Origin of the sequence: Chryseobacterium sp. MHB01 (genome assembly GCF_034651565.1) — a bacterium.
Lineage (GTDB): Bacteria > Bacteroidota > Bacteroidia > Flavobacteriales > Weeksellaceae > Chryseobacterium > Chryseobacterium nepalense.
Genome location: NZ_JAYEDA010000003.1, coordinates 25,699 through 45,841 on the forward strand (window position 1 = coordinate 25,699; position 20,143 = coordinate 45,841).

20 protein-coding genes are annotated in these 20,143 nt (G+C 35.3%); 7 read left to right on the forward strand and 13 right to left on the reverse strand.

All coding sequences use genetic code 11. The features are described from left to right. Window positions 1-44: 44 nt before the first annotated feature. Window positions 45-950, reverse strand: coding sequence for a carbohydrate kinase (locus U9K52_RS06330; RefSeq protein ID WP_322925676.1), 906 nt, complete (start codon window positions 948-950; stop codon window positions 45-47). Window positions 951-968: 18 nt separating this feature from the next. Beyond that, complete coding sequence (locus U9K52_RS06335) at window positions 969-1,967, reverse strand: LacI family DNA-binding transcriptional regulator (RefSeq protein ID WP_322925677.1); 999 nt, start codon at window positions 1,965-1,967, stop codon at window positions 969-971. A gap of 379 nt (window positions 1,968-2,346) precedes the next feature. Between U9K52_RS06335 and U9K52_RS06340 the strand changes: the two genes are divergently transcribed. Further along, window positions 2,347-2,763 carry an NUDIX domain-containing protein gene (locus U9K52_RS06340; RefSeq protein WP_248393364.1) on the forward strand — a complete coding sequence of 139 codons (417 nt, stop codon included), beginning with the start codon at window positions 2,347-2,349 and terminating at the stop codon, window positions 2,761-2,763. Window positions 2,764-2,797: 34 nt separating this feature from the next. Here the strand turns inward: U9K52_RS06340 and U9K52_RS06345 are convergent, their stop codons facing one another. Continuing rightward, window positions 2,798-3,502 (reverse strand): DUF4294 domain-containing protein, encoded by a 705-nt coding sequence (locus U9K52_RS06345; RefSeq protein ID WP_322925678.1) that lies wholly within the window; start codon window positions 3,500-3,502, stop codon window positions 2,798-2,800. Between the two features lie 51 nt (window positions 3,503-3,553). On the opposite strand from U9K52_RS06345, the gene U9K52_RS06350 reads away from it, so the two are divergent. Further along, window positions 3,554-4,627, forward strand: coding sequence for a M42 family metallopeptidase (locus tag U9K52_RS06350; RefSeq protein WP_263603153.1), 1,074 nt, complete (start codon window positions 3,554-3,556; stop codon window positions 4,625-4,627). Between the two features lie 330 nt (window positions 4,628-4,957). Continuing rightward, window positions 4,958-5,608, forward strand: a complete 651-nt coding sequence (gene rpe / locus U9K52_RS06355) for a ribulose-phosphate 3-epimerase (protein ID WP_248393350.1) — start codon at window positions 4,958-4,960, stop codon at window positions 5,606-5,608. Window positions 5,609-5,921: 313 nt separating this feature from the next. Here rpe and U9K52_RS06360 read toward each other — a convergent pair whose 3' ends face one another. The 8 genes from U9K52_RS06360 to U9K52_RS06395 form a co-directional block, all read right to left on the reverse strand. Then, entirely contained in the window at window positions 5,922-6,338 is a 417-nt protein-coding gene (locus tag U9K52_RS06360; RefSeq protein WP_029293064.1) for a nucleoside-diphosphate kinase, read from the reverse strand. A gap of 334 nt (window positions 6,339-6,672) precedes the next feature. Then, window positions 6,673-7,599, reverse strand: a complete 927-nt coding sequence (gene rsgA, locus U9K52_RS06365; RefSeq protein ID WP_263603155.1) for a ribosome small subunit-dependent GTPase A — start codon at window positions 7,597-7,599, stop codon at window positions 6,673-6,675. Between the two features lie 108 nt (window positions 7,600-7,707). After that, on the reverse strand, window positions 7,708-8,787 hold the full coding sequence (locus U9K52_RS06370; RefSeq protein WP_263603156.1) for a bifunctional 3-deoxy-7-phosphoheptulonate synthase/chorismate mutase type II: 1,080 nt from the start codon (window positions 8,785-8,787) through the stop codon (window positions 7,708-7,710). 400 nt (window positions 8,788-9,187) lie between these two features. Next, window positions 9,188-9,727, reverse strand: a complete 540-nt coding sequence (locus tag U9K52_RS06375) for a hypothetical protein (protein WP_322925679.1) — start codon at window positions 9,725-9,727, stop codon at window positions 9,188-9,190. 71 nt (window positions 9,728-9,798) lie between these two features. After that, the gene (gene dnaX / locus U9K52_RS06380) at window positions 9,799-10,884 is read right to left on the reverse strand and encodes a DNA polymerase III subunit gamma/tau (protein ID WP_263603158.1); all 1,086 of its coding nucleotides are present in this window, start codon (window positions 10,882-10,884) and stop codon (window positions 9,799-9,801) included. A 99-nt stretch (window positions 10,885-10,983) separates the two neighbouring features. Continuing rightward, a complete protein-coding gene (locus U9K52_RS06385) occupies window positions 10,984-11,613 on the reverse strand; it encodes a TetR/AcrR family transcriptional regulator (RefSeq protein WP_066439332.1) in 630 nt (209 codons plus the stop codon). A 7-nt stretch (window positions 11,614-11,620) separates the two neighbouring features. Further along, a complete protein-coding gene (locus tag U9K52_RS06390) occupies window positions 11,621-12,877 on the reverse strand; it encodes an aminotransferase class I/II-fold pyridoxal phosphate-dependent enzyme (RefSeq protein WP_248393326.1) in 1,257 nt (418 codons plus the stop codon). A 209-nt stretch (window positions 12,878-13,086) separates the two neighbouring features. Continuing rightward, window positions 13,087-13,854, reverse strand: a complete 768-nt coding sequence (locus U9K52_RS06395) for a helix-turn-helix transcriptional regulator (protein WP_322925680.1) — start codon at window positions 13,852-13,854, stop codon at window positions 13,087-13,089. Between the two features lie 93 nt (window positions 13,855-13,947). Here U9K52_RS06395 and U9K52_RS06400 point away from each other — a divergent pair, with 93 nt between their 5' ends. Continuing rightward, a complete protein-coding gene (locus U9K52_RS06400) occupies window positions 13,948-14,595 on the forward strand; it encodes a DUF1349 domain-containing protein (RefSeq protein WP_263603161.1) in 648 nt (215 codons plus the stop codon). 388 nt (window positions 14,596-14,983) lie between these two features. Continuing rightward, window positions 14,984-15,313 carry a hypothetical protein gene (locus U9K52_RS06405; protein WP_248393315.1) on the forward strand — a complete coding sequence of 110 codons (330 nt, stop codon included), beginning with the start codon at window positions 14,984-14,986 and terminating at the stop codon, window positions 15,311-15,313. Here U9K52_RS06405 and U9K52_RS06410 read toward each other — a convergent pair. Next, the gene (locus U9K52_RS06410) at window positions 15,299-16,882 is read right to left on the reverse strand and encodes a Na+/H+ antiporter (RefSeq protein WP_322925682.1); all 1,584 of its coding nucleotides are present in this window, start codon (window positions 16,880-16,882) and stop codon (window positions 15,299-15,301) included. The genes U9K52_RS06405 and U9K52_RS06410 overlap by 15 nt on opposite strands. A 357-nt stretch (window positions 16,883-17,239) precedes the next feature. Here U9K52_RS06410 and U9K52_RS06415 point away from each other — a divergent pair, with 357 nt between their 5' ends. Next, entirely contained in the window at window positions 17,240-17,656 is a 417-nt protein-coding gene (locus U9K52_RS06415) for a hypothetical protein (protein ID WP_248393309.1), read from the forward strand. 62 nt (window positions 17,657-17,718) lie between these two features. Here the strand turns inward: U9K52_RS06415 and U9K52_RS06420 are convergent, their stop codons facing one another. Next, window positions 17,719-18,519: an HAD family hydrolase gene (locus tag U9K52_RS06420; protein WP_322925683.1), complete on the reverse strand. Its 801-nt coding sequence runs from the start codon at window positions 18,517-18,519 to the stop codon at window positions 17,719-17,721. Window positions 18,520-18,722: 203 nt separating this feature from the next. Between U9K52_RS06420 and U9K52_RS06425 the strand changes: the two genes are divergently transcribed. Next, on the forward strand, window positions 18,723-20,126 hold the full coding sequence (locus U9K52_RS06425) for a hypothetical protein (protein WP_322925684.1): 1,404 nt from the start codon (window positions 18,723-18,725) through the stop codon (window positions 20,124-20,126). The last annotated feature ends 17 nt before the right edge of the window (window positions 20,127-20,143 follow it).

A 20,143-nucleotide genomic window follows, 5' to 3' on the forward strand; every position in this document is an offset into this window, starting at 1 on the left:
TTTTATTTTTTCATGATTTTCATTTAGTAAATAAAATTTTTAAATCATTTTTGAAAGTGCATTCTTTTAAATTTTTCAAAATCGGAATAATCATAATCCGGACATGCTCCGGCTTTAGAAGTAATAAATGCACCGAGTGCCACTGCATTTCTGATAATTTCTTCCGGATCTTCATTGGTAATTCTTTTTGAAATGAATCCTGAAAGAAAAGCGTCGCCGCTTCCAACGGTATCTGCAACCGTAATCGGTACAGCCGGAAGTGTGTAGCTTTTATCATGCACAAAATAGCTCGCTCCTCTACTTCCTTTGGTTAAAACGATTTCATCAACAGCAAAACTTCGTTGAATAGCTTTCACCGCTTCTTCGTCCGTCTGAAATTCTTCCCCTATCAGCTCAATGATCTGCTCCAGCTCGGATTGGTTTATCTTAACAATATCCGCTTTATGTAAAAGTGTTTTTATTAATTCTTTATCAATAAACGGAGGTCTGAAATTAACATCAAAAATCCTGAGCTTTGCTTTGTCGAGAAGTTTTAATAACGTATTTCTTGTTTCATCGTTTCTTGAAGAAAGACTTCCGAAGACAAAAGCTTCAGCATTGAACAGCCAATTATCATACTCAGGAAAATATTCGATATGATCCCAGGCTACGTTATTGGTGATTTCATAGGTTGCTTCATTATGCTCATCAATTTTTGCGATGACGGTACTGGTAGGATAATTTTGATCAACCTGTATCAGTTCAGTAGAAATCCCCCAGCTAATGATTTGCTGTCTTAATTTTTCACCCAGATTGTCGTTTCCGGTTCTGCTGATCACCTTTACATCAATACCCATTTTATGCACATTATATGCTACATTAAAGGGCGCTCCGCCTGCTCTGGAACCTTCAGGAAATAGATCCCATAAAACTTCGCCGAAACATACTATATAAGATTGTTTATCTGTCATTAAATCAATAAATTTTTATTATTCTACAGAATTTCGTTCTACAAATTCTGCCTGCAATGTCGCTCTTTTACCGTGTTGTATATAGCTGTTGATCTGGCTGTCCAGAAGCTTTACGGATTCGCGGGCCATTTCTTCCAAAGGCTGGCGAACAAAACTTACTTCGGTTGGAAAAAGGTAATAAGCTTCCGTCTCATCAAACGCAACCAATGAAACACTTTCGGGAACTTTAATATTATTATCGATAAGATAGCGTAATCCTGCGATTCCGAGCTTGTTGCTTGAAAAGTAAATAGCCGTTTTTTTAGAAAGATCAAGATTATTTTGAAGCTGCAGATGAACTTCTTCGGTGATATTATGAATTCCCGTTAAAATCCGTTTGATGGTAACATCAGAATTTTCGGCTCTTGTTTCAAAACCGTGTTGCCGGTCGAGCAAATGTGGCAGTTCTGTGTCATAGCCTACATAAATAAGCTCATCAAAATCTTTCATGAGTAAATAGTCACAAATCTGTTCCGAGATTTCAAAATTATTGATCATCACTCCCGGAAGATCTATATTCTTCAGGTATCTGTCGATGGTCACAATAGGATATTCTTCGCGTACAAGCCTGTTAATAGCATCATCAGATCCAGTTACAGGAGCAAGAATCATCCCGTCAACCTGCTGTTCAGAAAACAATTCGGTAAGTTTTCCGAATTTTTCAGGATTTTCGTCACAGCTGCCAATCAGAAGCGTATATCCCATTTTCATGGCTTCATCTTCAATACTTCTGGCAATATTTGAGTAAAAATCGTTGGAAATATCAGCTACGATAAGACCTATCAATTTACTTTTACTCATCTTAAGGCTTTTGGCGATTTTATTGGGTGTATAATTGATTTCCTGTGCAACTTTCAGAATTTTATCCCGGGTTGCTTCGCTAATCCGGCTTCCTTCTTTTTTGTTAAGAACATAAGATACTGTTGCTACTGAAACTCCTGCAATTCTTGCTATATCTTTTATTGAAGCTCGCTTCATAATTGTTGGCTTTATCGCAAAAATATTCTATTATAGATATAAAAAACAATAGAATTATTTTTTGGATGTTTGAAAAATAATTGTAGTTTCGCGGATTTATTAAAGGGTGACGGTGATACAAATAAGTTTTTGATTTACAATTATTTAATCTTTTATTTTAATTACACTTTTTTGTTTATTTGATGCAAAAAATTAAAATAATAACATTTACGGATTATTTTGGTTAAACGTTTATACTTAAATATAATCAAAAATAAACGTAATTCAAATCAGAAGAGAAAATTTATGCTGAATGGAAACTTTATTTTTTATCTTATAAATGATTTTCGTTTTGTCTCCTCCTTCATAATTCTTACTTTAGCTATACAAATTATTATGTATGATAGATAAGATAAACGTTAGGGTTTATGCCTGTGCGGTGAAGGATAATAAAGTTCTGACTTTGTTTGAGGAGTATGCAGGTGAACCTTTAATGAAGTTTCCAGGAGGCGGGCTTGAATTTGGGGAAGGGCTGATAGAATGCCTGCACCGCGAGTTTGACGAGGAATTGAATGTTAAAATAGAGATCCTGGAACATTTTTACACCCAGGAAAATTTTATGGTTTCGCGTTTTAGGGAGAATGAACAACTGCTTACTGTTTATTACCTCGTGAATATCATTAATGAAGAAGATTTCCTTATTCTTGACCCTTGCATTGAAAAAACAGAATGGATTGATATTGACAGAGCAGACAATCCTTTTGTTCTTCCCATCGATAAAGTTGTTTTCGATAAGCTGAAAGAAAAATTCCTGTAAAAATATTACAGGAATTTTTCTTTATATTGATTTATTATTTGTAGACTCTGAAATTTGCCGCTCCGGGGTATGGTTGCAAATAGCCTGAGTTCCAGTTAGACTGAAGCAGTGATTCAAGATATTCATCCGTTCTGTCTACATGCGGATCATATTTATCCTTAAGGTCTATATCTGCCATTTTACCTTTTACATTCCACCAGAAGGCACTCCATCCTCCTCTTAATTCTTTTATGATTTCATAGACATTTTTGCCGGTAGCTCTGTTCATTAGTTTTGCAAAGATCTGTCCTTCGGTTGTTGTAAGATCTCTCAGCTGTTTCTCATACTGGTCGGCAAGCATATTCTGCCGGTCTTTAATGTATTTTCTTTTCGCTTTGCTGTCCAGATTATTCATCTCACCCTGAATATCCCTGTATTGTTGCAGGGCAGTTAAAAACAAAGGATAAACCCTGTAGAGTTTTTTATTAAGAAAATAGTAATAGTTTCTGTCGAGCTGGTTATTAAACCTTGGTTTATTCAGCAAGACAAGTTCATCCATTACCACTACCGTTTCACCATTGATCTCGTAAATTTTGGCCTTCTGTCTTTCATCATAAAAATATTTATTTCCGAATTCGTCTACCTTTAAAAGTTCCTGAGGATATTGGCTTAAAGGTTTTGCGATCACAGAGTCTCTCTGCCCGAAAACACTCACCCCAAAAAAGAAAAGATAAAGACAAATAATCTTGCTAAATTTCATTATTTTTACACCTATTAGAAAGAAAATAGAACGCAAAAATCATTCCTTTTTATGAAATTTGATAAGAAATCCCTTAAGTTTTTAGAAAAATATTTAAATACCTCTTCGCCTACCGGTTATGAGCATGAAGGACAGAAAGTCTGGATGGATTACATCAAGCCTTATGTTGACAAAATCGAGGTAGATCATTATGGTACATGTTACGGAATTATCAATCCTGAAGCAGAATTTAAAGTTGTCATTGAAGCGCATGCCGATGAAATTTCCTGGTATGTAAATTATATTACTGATGACGGGCTTATTTATGTGATCCGTAACGGAGGTTCTGATCAGACAATCGCACCTTCCAAGATCGTACACATCCATGGTGAAAACGGAATTGTAAAAGGAGTGTTTGGCTGGCCTGCGATCCATACAAGAACCAATCAGAATGAACCGACCCCTAAAATTGAAAATATATTCATTGATTGCGGTGCAACATCTAAAAAAGAAGTTGAAGATATGGGAATTTATGTTGGCTGTATGATTACATATCCCGACGAATTCTTTGAAATGAATGATCGTTATTTTGTGTGCAGGGCTTTAGACAACAGAATCGGCGGATTTATGATCGCCGAAGTTGCGCGTCTTTTGAAGGAAAATAAAAAAATGCTTCCTTTCGGTTTGTACATTACCAATTCCGTTCAGGAAGAGGTCGGTTTGTATGGTGCAGATATGATTGCAGACACCATAAAACCTAACATTGCTATCGTTACTGACGTCACACACGATACCACGACTCCAATGATCGAAAAGAAAAAGGAAGGCGATCAGAAATGTGGTGCCGGTCCGGTAGTATTTTTTGCACCAAGTGTTCATCATACCATCCGGGAACTGATCATTGAAACGGCTAAAACAAAGGAAATTCCTTATCAACGGGCTGCGGCCAGCAGAATGACCGGTACGGATACTGATGCTTTTGCGCATTCTAACGGTGGCGTTCCCAGTGCATTGATTTCACTTCCTCTTCGTTATATGCACACGACTGTAGAAATGGTTTCTAAAGAAGATGTTGGAAATGTGATTAAACTGATTTACGAAACGCTGTTAAAAATCCAGCCGGAAATGAAGCTGAAATATCATTAATATGAAGCGCTTTTTTAATCATCTTATCAGAAAGCCGACATTTATATCTGTTATGACAGCATTATATTTCGGATATATTATTTTTGGTATTGTATATAAATGGTTTGATCCTCCCAAAATTGGTTCTTCGTACAAGATGGTCCTCGAAACGCTTCTCATCTTCAGTATAGTCCCTTTGGGATTATTTATAATTGACAGATTGTTGGTACTCAAAATTAACAATATTAAATTAGCAATTATTGAGACCATTATTTTTGGCAGCTTTTTCCTGTATTTGTATTAAAACTTTTGCAGATAAGAAATAAAAACAAAGTAAAGTATAAAAGTAAAATGAAAACGAAGCTTATTGCCCCTTCCCTTCTCGCTGCAGATTTCGGAAATTTACAGAGAGATATTGAAATGGTAAACAACTCCCAGGCCGACTGGTTCCATGTAGATGTAATGGACGGAAGATTTGTCCCGAATATTTCATTCGGGTTTCCTGTGATGAAAACCGTTCAGCAACATGCAAAAAAATTTGTAGACGTGCATCTTATGATTGTAGAGCCTGAAAAATATGTTGAAGAATTTATCGATCATGGAGCAGATCTTGTTTCAGTACATTATGAAGCGTGTACACATCTTCACAGAACCATTCATCACATTCAGAGTCTGGGTGCAAAAGCTGGTGTGGTCCTGAATCCTTCCACTCCTGTGCTCATGCTGGAAGACATTATTGCTGATGTTGACCTTGTATTACTGATGAGTGTAAATCCGGGTTTTGGCGGGCAAAAATTTATTGAAAACACTTATAAGAAAATTGCTGAGACAAAAGATCTGATTCTTAGCAACAATTCTACCGCACTTATTGAAATTGACGGTGGTGTAAACGTGGACAATGCTGCGAAACTTTTTGAAGCAGGAGCAGATGTTCTGGTAGCAGGCAATGCTGTCTTTTCGGCAGAGAGTCCGGAAAGAACCATTGAACTATTAAAAATTTAAATTTTTTTAAAGTTAGATATGACAAAAAGGCAGCTCAAGAGGCTGCCTTTTCTTCTTTGCTAAAAATCAGAGTCCTTATGGTTATTAGTTAAGACTTTTTTTACTATGTAATTCTCTTCTGAATTATGATGTAAAATTGATGAAATTTTATATAAAAACCATCCGTACAAATACGTAATTTGCCGTTAGGTATTTATACGGATTTCCTTTTGTTCATAAAGGTTTGAAGCTGATTTTCAGGCTTCTTATTTCAAACAATAAAAAATCCGGTGAATAACATTCACCGGATCTGTATTTTTAAGCAATTTTCTAACTAGAAAATCTCTCTTCCTGAAAAGTGAAATCTTGCTTCAATAAGAGCATTTTCGTCAGAATCTGAACCGTGTACGGCGTTTTCACCGATACTTCTTGCAAACATTTTTCTGATAGTGCCTTCTGCAGCTTCTGCAGGATTTGTAGCACCGATTAATGTTCTGAAATCTTCTACAGCATTATCTTTTTCAAGTACTGCAGCAACGATTGGTCCAGAACTCATGAATTCAACCAATTCTCCATAAAATGGTCTTTCAGCATGCACTTCATAGAATTTTTTAGCATCAGCTACAGTAAGCTGTGTAAGTTTTAATGCTTTAATTTTGAAACCTCCTTCTGCGATTTTACCTAATATAGCACCGATATGTCCGTCTGCAACTGCATCAGGCTTAATCATGGTGAATGTAATGTTAGACATATATGTATATTTTTTTAATGGCGCAAAAATACAAAAAAAAACGATTAGTTAGATTTTAAACAAATTTTAACATTAAAATAACATTTGTTAACAAATCACTCACAAAAGTTTGGCATAATAATTGTTTCTTATATTCCGATTCTCATGTTTAATTTGAGTTTTCATGGTTATTAGTTTTTACCCAGCTTAGGCTGGGTTTTTTATTTATAGTACTTTCAGCGATTTCTTATCATTAAAAAAGAGACATTAAACGTAACAGCAATAGAACCAGCTATTTATTGCTTCATTTTAAATCAATGAACAGTAATGTGAATTATTTTTAAAGAAAATTGAGTTATTTTTGAGCTGCTTCCTCGGCTTCTTCCATCAGCTTGATATAAGTAGAATATCTTGAATGCTGAATCTCTCCTGATTCCAGGCCGGCAATAACAGCGCATTTTGGTTCGTTGATGTGCAGGCAGTTGTGAAATTTACATTCTTCTCTTTTTTTGAAGATTTCAGGAAAATAATGCTGCACTTCTTCTTTTTCAATATCAATCATAGCAAATTCGCGTACACCGGGTGTATCAATTACATTACCGCCAAAACTCCAGAAATGCATTTGCGCAAAAGTGGTTGTATGTTTTCCTTTAAGATGGGTATCTGAAATTTCCGATGTTTTCAAATTGAGATCGGGTTGCAAAGCATTTACCAAAGTAGATTTACCGCATCCTGAATGACCGAAAAATACAGAGGTTTTATCCTTTAAAAGTTCTTGGAGCTGATCGAGATTTAATCTGGAATAAGATGAAATTTCAAGTGTCTCGTATCCGATTTCATTATAAAGGAATTCTACATCTTTTACAATCTCAATCTCTTCTTCATGAAGAACATCAATTTTATTGAATAAAATAAGCGGAGTAATATTGTAAGCTTCACAACAGGCCAGGAATCTGTCCAGAAATCCGAGGGATGTTTCCGGATGTTTTAAAGTAAAGATAAAACATGCAAGGTCAATATTGGAAGCAATAATATGGGCTTCTTTCGAAAGGTTTACGGATTTCCTGATCAGGTAATTTCTGCGGGGTTCTATTTTCGTGATCCAGGCAATATCATCTTGTTCCAGCTGAAATTCTACAAAATCACCAACAGCAAGCGGATTGGTAAGCCTAGTTTTTATAAGCTTGAATTTACCACGGATTCTTGCTTCAAAGATTCTCCCGGTTTCCATTTCCAAAACCTGATACCAGCTTCCTGTAGATTTAATGATTTTTCCTTTCATATATTAACTTGTTGCAAATATAAGAAAATAGGGCTAAGAATTCAGGCTAATGTTTATACCATCCCCTGAGTTCTCAGCCCCGAATTACTAAATATTATCAGTATATGATTATCTGTCGATCATAATATTATTCTGAACTTCTATTGATTCTTCGTGAATTGTTTTAAATACCTTTTCAATAAATTCTTTAGACATGCCGGTTTCCACTGCTTTTTGCGTTGCATATTCCGTGATCACCTTCCATCGTTCCGGCTGGAATATAGCGATATCATTTTCTTTTTTAAGTTTTCCTATCTTTTCGGAGATTTTCATTCTTTGGGATAACAGTTCAATCAGCTGGAAGTCAATATCGGAAATTAATGTCCTGTGTCTTCCCATGTCTCCTTCAAAACCTGCAAGATCAGTACTTCTTACTTTAAGGTTGCTTATAAGTTCTGCCAGAACTTCCGGTGTAATCTGTTGGGCCGCATCACTCCATGCTTCATCCGGATTAGCATGCGTTTCAATAATAGCTCCCTGGTATCCAACGTTTAGCGCTTCCTGGGTAATATCTGCCAGGCCGGTTCTGTTTCCGCAGATGTGTGACGGATCAATCAGCATAGGAATATTTGGAAACTGGCTTTTAAAATCCAAAGCAATCTGCCAGTTTGGGTTATTTCTGTATTTTGTTTTCTGGTAGGTTGAAAATCCCCTGTGAATAACACCCAGATTTTGGATGTCCTGACCTAAAAGTCTCTCCAAAGCACCGATCCAAAGGGCAAGATCTGGATTTACCGGATTTTTAACAAGTACGGTCTTTTTTGTTCCTCTGAGTGCTACTGCAATTTCCTGTACGGTAAAAGGATTTACAGTAGAACGCGCCCCAATCCATAAAATATCTACATCAGCTTCAAGCGCAGCAAACACATGGTGTGCATTGGCAACTTCGGTAGCGGTTCTGAAGCCGTACTCTTCTTTTACTTTTTTAAGCCAGTTGAGCCCTATTACTCCTACCCCTTCAAATCCGTTTGGTTTTGTACGCGGCTTCCATATTCCTGCACGGAAAATAGGCACTTGCGCTTGTGTTTCTTTTATTCTCCTCGCTGTTTCCAGCATCTGGGTTTCACTTTCTGCACTGCATGGCCCTGCAATCATCATCGGTTGAGGGAAAGCATCAATCCAGTCGTTCTTCAATTCTTTTAAATTCATTATTCTTATTTATTTTTGTTGATATACAGCCACAGCAATTGCATCATAAAGTTACTTTATAATTCTTTCTAAAAAATGCCGTTAAAAATATTAATGGAATCAGGAATCAGGCTGTTGTTCTCCTGTTATTTTTTGGAAAGAAATTCAGTTAGCAATACCAATAATAAAATCGATACTTCTTTTCTGAACTTCTGTAATACACTGTAGAAAAGCTAAAATAACCGCTAAAAAAAGTAGCGGGTCTAAAAACAGATAGAAATGGTTTTACTAGATTTTCCAATTGCTGATCGTTTGTTGTAAGCTTTTGTTACATTTTATTTTGCCGAAAATGCATTTTCAGGACAAATATTCAGCAAATATATAAAATTTATTTAAAGTAGAATATCCTGAATTATAAAATTTAAGTAAGGTCAAATCGCATCAGATCGTCAAGGTCTTTAAGGAGCGGATTTTTCTCAGCGAATTTTTCGAAGATTTTTCTTTTGGTCATCACTTCAATCTTAAGATTTTCAACATCACGCTGGTATATAATCTCAATAGAAAAATTGTGAACTTTTGTTTTAAAGTGATTAAAAAACTCTCGGCCTACTTTATCAAACTCCACCTTTGCAGAATCAGAAGGGAAGAAAACGGTAATCTGGTTTTCGGCTGATTTAACGAGTTTGAATGATTTGATAGCATTGAAAACGAATGTATCTTTCTTTTGCAACTGTTTCAGCAATAGATTCCATTCTGCCTGCAGATCTGTTTCCGTAAAATGATTCTGAGGAAGAGCTTCTGTTTTGACTACAACAGTTTCTTCCTCTTCAGCTTTATCTTCCTTATTTAAAAGGGCATTAATGCTGAATTCTGAAGAAATTACCCTTTTGGTTAAAGGTTTTGTAGTTTTCTTAATTTCTTCCTGAGGCTTAGTAATATCCTGTGTCTGAGGCTGAACCAACTCCTCTTTTTTTTCAATAATCTGTGCAGGTATTTTTATTTCCTGTTTTTCATTGAGAAAAGGAGCTAATATTATAAACTTTTTTTTTTTGAAATGTCTGCACCTGCAGTAAGTGAGGATAGCTGCATCAATGCAATTTCTACCGTAAGTCTTGGATTCTTGGAATTTTTATAGTTAATGTCAGCGTGATTACATATTTCTATTGCATCAATCAACTGTTGTGCATTCCAATTTTGTGCCTGCTGAACGAATTTAACTTTTGTCTGCTCTCCCACTTCAATCAGGTCAATCGTAGAAGCATTCTGAGCCATCATAAGGTCTCTGAAATGATTTCCAAGTCCTGCAATAAAGATATGAGGATCAAATCCTTTTTTTACGATCTCATTAAATGCAGCAAGTACATCTGGAATTTTACCTTCTTTGGCAAGATCAACAATTTTAAGATACTGATCATAGTCAAGAATATTTAAAACTTCAGCGGCTTTTGCCAAAGTAATGTTCTTTTGTGAAAATGTAGAGAGTCTGTCGAAAATGGATAGTGCATCCCTTAGTGCGCCATCTGCTTTCTGGGCGATTAGATAAAGGGCGTCATCTTCATATTGAATATTCTCTTTCTGAGCAATACTTCTAAGATGTCCCTGAATATCTTCGATAGTGATTCTTTTGAAATCGTAAATCTGACAACGTGACAAGATGGTAGGAATAATCTTGTGTTTTTCGGTTGTTGCCAGTATAAAGATCGCATGGGCAGGCGGTTCTTCGAGAGTTTTAAGAAAAGCGTTGAAAGCTGCTGAAGACAACATATGCACCTCGTCGATGATGTATACTTTGTACTTACCCACCTGAGGGGCAAAACGTACCTGGTCTATCAGTTCGCGGATGTCATCTACAGAGTTATTGGAGGCCGCATCCAGCTCATAAATATTGTATGCAAAACCGTCTTCTGAAACGGAGCCGTCTTTTTCATTGATCTTTCTGGCCAGGATTCTGGCGCAGGTAGTTTTTCCTACACCTCTGGGACCGCAGAACAATAAAGCCTGAGCCAGCTGATTTTCTCCAATCGCATGTTCTAAAGTATCCGTAATATGTGATTGCCCTACAACAGTATCAAATTGTTGTGGGCGATACTTACGTGCAGATACGATAAAATTTTCCATTGGCCAAAAGTAAGAAATATAGTTGTAATTTGAAAATTTTCAATTTCAAGTTATCCACAAAAACTTAGCATTGGTCAATAGGAAAATTTTTTCTCATCATTATTTCTGATCATAAGCGAAATCAATGATTTCAGTGATTGCTTTTTCGATTTCTTTTCTACCTTCTTCGGATTTCAGATCAATACCGCAAAACATACTGGCATTGTGCGCTGTATAGAGGTTAAGATAATATGCTCCCGATACAAGAACAGCGGCAATGGCACGGTATCTTGTTGATTTTTCCTGAAAATAAGGGTCTACAATATTTTTAAAGAGCATTTCTCCCATCTCTTCCCTTTCGTCTGCTATTTTTTTAAGAATCGGTTTGCTTTCCGAAAGTCCCCAAAGGATAATTTTCTGGAGTTCTTTATTTTTTTTAATATGTTCGTACTGATTAAGGATGGCCATTTTAGATAATTCCCTTCCACCATCTGATATATCCACTTCAATATTATCCTGATTCATTTTGCTCCAATAATCCTGAGTTCTGATATACTCGTCAATCAGTTTTTCGGTGCTTCCAAAATACTCATAAATCAGTTTTTTATCAAAACCTGCCACAGCTGCTATTTTACTTACTTTCAGACCTGAGTAACCTTTTGTTCTTAAGATCTTTCCAACCGCGCCCAGCAGCTTTTGCTTGGTCTTTTCTTTATCCCTAATAGGGCCTTGTACAACTTTTCTAGCCATTTGTTATTTATTTTTTCGCAATATGCAATTTTTTATTGATATCTTCAAATGCATTGAGTGTTTTATCGATATGATCTCGCTCATGTGTTGCCGTCATGCTCATTCTTATTCTTGCATCTTTTCTTGCTACTGCAGGATAAATTATAGGGTTTGTATAAATCCCGCGATCCAGCAACATTTTGCCTACATCTCCTGTAATATGAGGATCTCCTATTTTTACAGGAATAACCGCAGAGCAGGTAGTCCCGGTGTCAAGCCCCAGGTCATCAAGTCCTTTTTTAAAATAATTGATATTTTCCCAAAGCTTTGTGCGCCAGTGCGGTTCTTCATCTATCAATTCTATTGCCTTTATGATACCTGTTGCAGTGGAAGGAGGTGTGGTGGCAGAAAAAATCTGCTGACGTGACTGGAATCTTATAAAATTGGCCAGTGTCTTATTTGCAATAACATATCCTCCAAGATTACCGAATGTTTTGCTGAATGTTCCGGTAATGATATCTATTTTGTCCAACAATCCTGTGTTTTCAATTGTTCCTCTTCCTGTTTTTCCTAAAATCCCTACTCCATGCACGTCATCAATCATCAGATAGGCATTGTATTTTTTTACTAATTTATAAATTTCTTCAATAGGAGCAATGTCCCCATCCTGAGAATAGACACCATCAATAACTACGAGTTTTGTACGGAACTGGTTTTCAGATTTTTTTAAAATCTGCTCCAGTGCGTCAAGATTATTATGAGGAAATGTTTTTCTGTTGGTAAGGATACATCCTTCATAAACACTGGCATGTACCGCCATATCTAAAATGGCAATATCTTCTTTCTGAAGAAGAATCTGTAATGTTGCGCTGTTGGTAGTATATCCCGTTGTAAAAATTACGGCTTCATCCTGTGTTCTGCCAAAAAAAGAAGATATTTTTGCTTCCAGATCTTTATGATATGAATAGTACCCCCCGATAAGAGGTGTGGCAGCTGTTCCCGTACCGTATTTTTCTATCCCTTCTATAGCGGCCTGTTTTACTTTTGGATGCTGGGTAAATCCCAGGTAATCACTTGTTACAAAACTTACGAACTCTTTCGTTATTTCTTCCGTACCGACTCTCATTACAGAGCTGCATCCTGTATTATTCTGTAATCTGTATCTGTGGCCGTTCTTTTTCATATACTCCAGAAAGTCGTAGTAAATGTCTGCTCGTTCCATCATATTCATTCCCGGGATATTTTCAAAATCTTTGAAAGTTGCTGTTGAAAAATTAATGTTCATCCTTTTTATGTTAATTGTTATTATAACAAATATAACATTAATTTAAAAAACAAATCTCTATTTCACTAGTATTTTTCAATAAGGCTGTAAAATTTCTATTAAAAAATCATAATACCTGTTTATATTTTCAAAAGATACAATGAAAAAACAATAAAAAGACAATAAACGTTTAGGGATTATAAAAAGATAAAGATATTATTTTCAAATATTTACAATTTATCAAGATTATAGTTTAAACTTTCGCTAAAAGCACTTACAGAATTTTTCACCTTTAATTTTTCAAGGATATTCTGCCTGTGCCTGTTTACTGTATTGATGCTAATTGAAAGAATTCCTGCGATTTCCTTACTGGTACACCCTTGACCAATATATTTCAGGATTTCTAATTCGCGTTTAGAAAGAATAGTGGTATAATTAAGTTTATCTTCTATAACCACTTCTGCTTTTACCGAGTTGATAATCGAAAAAGATGGCTGTGAAAGTTTAGACTGATCAAAATCCAGATTATACAGACAGAGCGCAAATCGTAATTTTGTGTTGTATGGTGAGAAAAAGTAAAACATCCTGTGTACAACAAATTTATAGATTCCTTCTTTATTTTTTATTCTTATTCTTGAAAGCACGCTGAATTCTGAACGTTTTTCAGGTTCCGTTTCTAATGAAAATTCAAAAAATCTGAGCTCATGAACATATTTCTTAAGCTTATCATCAGGATGCATTTTTTTTAGGATTTCTTCTTCCCATATAGAATCTATCACTGTAGGACGATCTTGGAAATTAAGACCAAGCTCCAAGGCTATTCCCGAACTGAATACATAACTCCTGTTATTCTGCATATCACTGAGCACGGCTATTGAATGCTCCGTTTTTGTATACATATCTGCAATATTCTTGTACACTTCCGTGTCCATCATGCATTTTCTGTTATCATATTGTTCCTGAAGAAGAACCTGATTAAGTTTTTTTACGATCTCCATAAATGGTTATTTTTCAGTATTGAGTACAATGTCTTTAAATGATATTTTTGCTAAATTAATAATATTAAAGCTATTGGAAATATCGTATAAAGAATGAAGAGAATATTTTTAAGTTTTTTTGCACTATGTATAATTAATAAAGCTATGGCACAGACACTGGAAAAAATGATGTGGTTTAACGAGCCTGAAAAATGGGAAATTAAAAACAACACCCTGAATATGTTTGTAACACCTCAAAGCGATTACTGGCGGATTTCTCATTACGGCTTTACTGTTGATGATGCTCCGTTCTTATACACCATGTACGGAGGAGAATTTGAAGCTAAGGTGAAAATAAGAGGAAATTACAAAACCAGATTCGACCAGTCCGGGCTCATGTTAAGGATTGATAAGGAAAATTACATCAAAGCTGGAATTGAATTTGTAGACGGCAAGTATAATCTGAGTACGGTAGTAACCCACACTACCAGCGACTGGAGTGTTATCACACTTGATAAAACGCCCTCGGAGGTTTGGATAAAAGCCGTAAGGAGACTTGACGCCGTAGAAATTTTCTACTCTTTTGATGATAAAAACTATACGATGATGCGCAATGCCTATCTTCAGGATAATTCACCTGTAATGGTTGGTCTTATGGCAGCATGTCCGGACGGGAACGGTTTTAATGCCGTGTTTGAAAATTTCAGTGTTAAACATTTACCAGATCTTCGCCGTCTGAAATGGCTGGAAAGCAATAAATAGATTGAGAATACTCAATACATAGTCAATTTTATTACAGCCTCTCCTGATCAGAGAGGTTTTTCATTTAATAATTATTCGGAAGATACCACGTTTTTGCATTTTTATTGTTAATTATTTCAATTTTAAGAGGATTTATTACAAATATTTAATAATTTTAAAATAATTACTTTTTTTGGTTAGATATTTGAATATGAAATTTTAAACAATAAGTCTTTATTTTTTTTACACACCAACATTAAAATTAATAGTATGTCAACTCACTTTATTATTCAGAAAGACTGCCTTATTAAGGTATTTTGGAAGTCTTTTTCCATACCCGTCAATTGATTTTCATAATCAACCATAAGTGTTTTGAAACCATTTTAAACAATTAATACTTTTTACGATCATGATTTTTGAAGATGAACATTCTGTAATGCAGGATAATCACAACCTTTCTTTTGTGAAAAATGTTGTAAACTTCCACGGTGACAAATCTTTTATTCTTAATTCTCTGCAGAAGATAAAGAACAATACCTTATGCAAAATGAAAAGAAAGACGATCAACAAACTTATTAAAGACTACACCCGCCACCTTAACTATATTGAGAATGAAGATATCAATTCCAAACCGGATAATTACGAGCTATCACCGGTATATGCAAGGCAATCGTACAATAAAGTTCTGAAAGAAGATGAATATCTGCAGAAGGTTATGATGTTCCTAATGAACCAGTAATATCCTTTCTTCCTCCAGATCAATTTTCATGAGGTGCTTTCTGATAAGATCTTCATCAAAATATTGCTTTTCATCATGATTCTGCTCAATAAGCCATGCTCTTTGTGCATCAAGAAGATGGAGATAGGCATTTTTGGTTTCGGAGGAAAGTTTAATATCAGATTCTTCTTCAATTTTACCTTTCCATTTTTCATGAATCTGCTGCAGAAAAACACTTTTACCGAGAAGCTCGCTGTGATTTTCTTTTAAATGCTGAACCGTCAGTTTAGCAAGCTCACGACGAATCATGTCTTCCGCTTCTTCGTCCGGCAGATGATCGTCATATTCAGGAAGATCAACTTTTCTGATGATAAGCGGCAGCGTAAGTCCCTGAACAACCAGCGTAGTGAGAATAACAATGAATGTAATAAAAAGAATGAGATTTCGCTGAGGAAAATCCGGTCCTCCCGGATATAATTTTACGGGAATCGATAAGGCGGCGGCTAAAGAAACTACTCCTCTCATACCCGTCCATCCCAGAATAGCCGGCACTTTAAACCCAGGATTCCTGCTGTCTGCAACCGCAATAAAATTTCGGGCAATCAGCGTTACAACAACGGCTCCGTACGCAGAAAGGATTCTTACCAATACCAAAACAGCCGTAATCAATAAACCATAACCGACAGCCGATGAAATACTCACCCCTTCCAGTCCGGATGTAATTTCCGGGAGTTCAAGACCTATTAAAATAAAAACAATTCCGTTTAAAGCAAATGCGAGACTTTCCCAAACGTTAATTCCCCGAAGACGAGATGAGGTACTGAGGAAATTATGACGGTTATTCGAAAGTAATAATCCACCGCTTACCACCGCCAAAACGCCGGAACTGTGAACTTCTTCCGCTGCAATATACATCAGATACGGCGCTACAATGGTAAGAATAGTATCCATATTGGCGTCCGTAGGAAGAATTTTCTGACCTTTCATAAACAGCCAGCCGACAAGTACACCTATGCCGATTCCTCCGATGAGCATCCATGAAAAGCTTAATGCAGCTTCATGCCAAATAAACTGACCCGTTGCAACGGCAATCATGGCAAAACGGAAAATAATCAAAGAAGAAGCATCATTCAAAAGGCTTTCGCCTTCCAGAATGGAAGACATTCTTTTCGGCACTTTCACAAATTTAAGAATAGCGCCTGCGCTTACAGCATCAGGTGGTGAAACAATTCCTCCCAATAAAAATCCCAGCGCAAGAGAAAATCCCGGAATAAAATGATTGGCCACGAATGCAACTGTTGTAGCAGTAAGAAATACCACAATAAAGGCAAAACTCCCTACAATCCGCCTCCACTTCCAAAGTTCTTTCCATGAAATTGCCCATGCAGCCTCATATAATAAAGGCGGCAGAAAGATGATAAAGATTAGTTCAGGGTCTATTTTTACTACAGGAATATTGGGTATCGAACTGATAATCAAACCTGCAACAACCAATAAAACAGGATACGCAACCTTAATTTTATTAGCCAGCATAATAAGAAGGACAATAATAATAATCAGTATTAAATAGAAAGGAAAGTTTTGTATCATCCGGTGATTTTTCAACATTAAATGTAATAATTTTCTGCAATAAATCTTCTTTAAGAAAAAAAGAAAAGTAAGATAACTTTATATATCGTAAATTTTTATATCACTTAAATTTGATAAATTTTAAAAACGTTAAAATTTTACCTACCACACGAGTACCACATTTTTAACTTTACCAACTCCTGTTTCTAATTGTTAATCTGCGTATTGGAAAGGGTTATACAGTTGTTTGCAGGATAAATAAAATAAAAATTAATCGTTAAATAAGATATTATTCAAAACATAAGGCATAGTATTTGTAAACATTACTATCAACACATTCACCCAACTTTGAATAATAACTCAAACACACAAAATATCATGAACGTTGCAGATTTAAAAATCAATAATTTAGTAGAATACAAAAATCAGATTTATAATATCACTGAAATTTTTCAGGATAATGAAAAAGATTATTTTGTGAAAATTGAAAACGACATTCACAGTTTTTCTGTTCCGGCAGCATCAATAAAGCCGATACACATTACTGAAGAATGGCTGGAAAAATTCGGTTTTTCAAGAACATACAGTTCTGAACAACGTATCAGATACGAAAGACCGGAAGCATTTATTAAATACGATATTGACCTAAGCTCAAGAAAAATCGTAGAGGGATTGAAAATCTATGGAAATTCGATCAGATGTAAGTATATTCATGAGTTTCAGAATATTTTCTCATGTCTGTTCGGAAAAGAGCCGGCAACCATGAGCTACCGATTAGTAGGCACCGAATCTTAAATTATAATATATTTTCTAATTCAGAAAAGAAGCTGTTTCAAATGTTGAAACAGCTTCTTTTTTTAGTTCTTATCCAGATAATTCTTTATGATCTTTAAAACTCCGAAATTATCATTGGAGCATGCTTCAAAACTTGCAGCTTCCTTTACGGAAGGATGTGCATTTTTCATCGCATAAGAATATTTGGAATTCTTCAGCATTTCAATATCATTCATATAATCTCCGAAAGCCATCGTCTGCTGTGGAGAGATATCCAGGGCATTCTGGAGTTTTTCCAAAGCATTTCCTTTATTGATGTTCTTATTCATGATATCAAGCCAGTATTTCCCGGAAACCACAACTTCCAGATTATATTTTTCAAAATCTTTTACAAAAGGATAAACGTTTAATTCAGATCCTTCAGGATGATATACTGCAATTTTAAATACACTGTCGTCTTTTTTTGAAGTTAAATCATCTACAATTTCATTATCAGTATAAAATTGGGAAATATATTTGATAAAAGCAGCTTCATCGGTTTCAACATACGCTTTTTTCTTACCCGACAGAACCGCAATTGCACCAGGAATTTTTCTGATAGATTTTATGATTTCAACGATGTGCTCCTGTTCCATTTTATCGGCAAAGAGTTCCTGATTTCTGTAGATTACATAACCTCCGTTTTCTGCAATAAATGCCATTTCGTTTTCCAGATCCCCAAAATATTTGGTAATGCCGAGCATCTGTCTTCCACTGGCCGGAACAAATAAGATATTTCTTTTTTTAAGCTCTTCATATACTTCCGGAAATTCGGGGCTTACCTCATGCTCAGAATTGAGAAAAGTACCATCCATATCCGTTACAATCATCCTGATATCATCCATAAAAATATTTTTCAGTGTCAAAATTTAAACAAATATATTATTTAAAATTTTAATAGAATTTTACTATTCACGTTGCTATATTAATTAATAATACAACAAATACTTTCCAATTATATTTATATTATCTTAAAATATGAATTAAATATTAATTTTATTCTTAAATTTACCCAAAATTCATAATCTAAAGTTTTTATTTCCCAGTAATGAAAAACGTCCGGCTGACATTATTATTATTTTTATGTGTCTGTATTACAGCGTACTCACAATTAAGAACAAGCCGCGAAGAATTTAAACTTAAAGTAAAAGCAAATTCCAAACTTTTCACATCGGATATCAATAAGGCTTATCCTGAAATCAACGGTCTCATTAAAACTTCCAGAATATTAAAAGATTCTATATCCGAAATGCAGCTTCTGGAGAAAAAGTGCAGATATTTTTACAATAAAAACCTTGTAGACAGCCTTATTCTTTCTTCATATCAGCTTCAGAATGCTTCAGAACGATATGAAGATGTATATTATCAGGCCATGGCCAATGTTTATATGGCTGAAAGCTTTTCCATTAATAAGTTTTATGACAAGGCCATTGTTCATCTGAATAAAGCCTATTCCTTTCTTCAAAAGGACCAGTCGAACAGTAAGAAAATATTTTATGCAAAAGCTAATCTTCTCAGCAGCTTTGCCAATCTTTATTTAGACAAAGGCGAACCGAGAAAGGCCGCTCAAAAGATCATGGAAGAAATAAAAAGCGGTAAAGAAATTCAGGACAAGAATGAATATGCCGATTTTCAATATCTTAATTACTCTAATCTCGCAAGCATTTATGCTGAATATGATATTGATTCCGCATTTTTCTTTGCTCAAAAATCGATCAGCATAAAACCCATGGTCACGGCAGAAGAGAAATCCATGGCCAGTAACTTTATGGTACTCGGAAAGTATTATAAAAAGAAAAAAGAGTATGAAAAATCTGTGGAAAATTTTCATAAAGCGCTCAAAATAATCCACAGAACCGGTGTTGAACTTAATCTCAACGATTCATACCTTGCACTTCAGGAAATTTATACGGAAACCGGTAAAAAAGACAGTGCCGCTTATTATGAGAATAAGATCAAGCAAAAAGATCTGCAGATCCTTCAGAGTAAATACAATTCGCTGCAGGAAGTTATCCATAAAGATGAAGAAGAACACAATAAAAACAGGCTCAGAAGTTTTTTAATCTGGATTTTTTCAGTTATTGCTGTTTTGGCTGCATCTGTATTTTTTTATATGAGACTTAAAAAGAAAAAGACTATTGAAAACAATCACAACCTTCATGAACTTTATAATCATCTCATCACACTGATCCAAAATAATGATCCCGGTTTTATGTTTGCTTTTGAAAATGCATTCCCGGAATTTTCCGACAAATTGTTAAAGATCAACCCGGAACTCCAGCAGTCGGAAATAGAATTTTGTGCACTTTTAAAATTAAAGCTTACCACGAAAGAAATCGCCAGATATACTTTTATTGAAACACGGACGGTTCAAAACAAAAAATACAGATTACGGAAAAAACTAGAAATTCCTCAATCGGTAGATATCTATAACTGGATTGATACTATTTAAATTGCCATTGTCGAAAA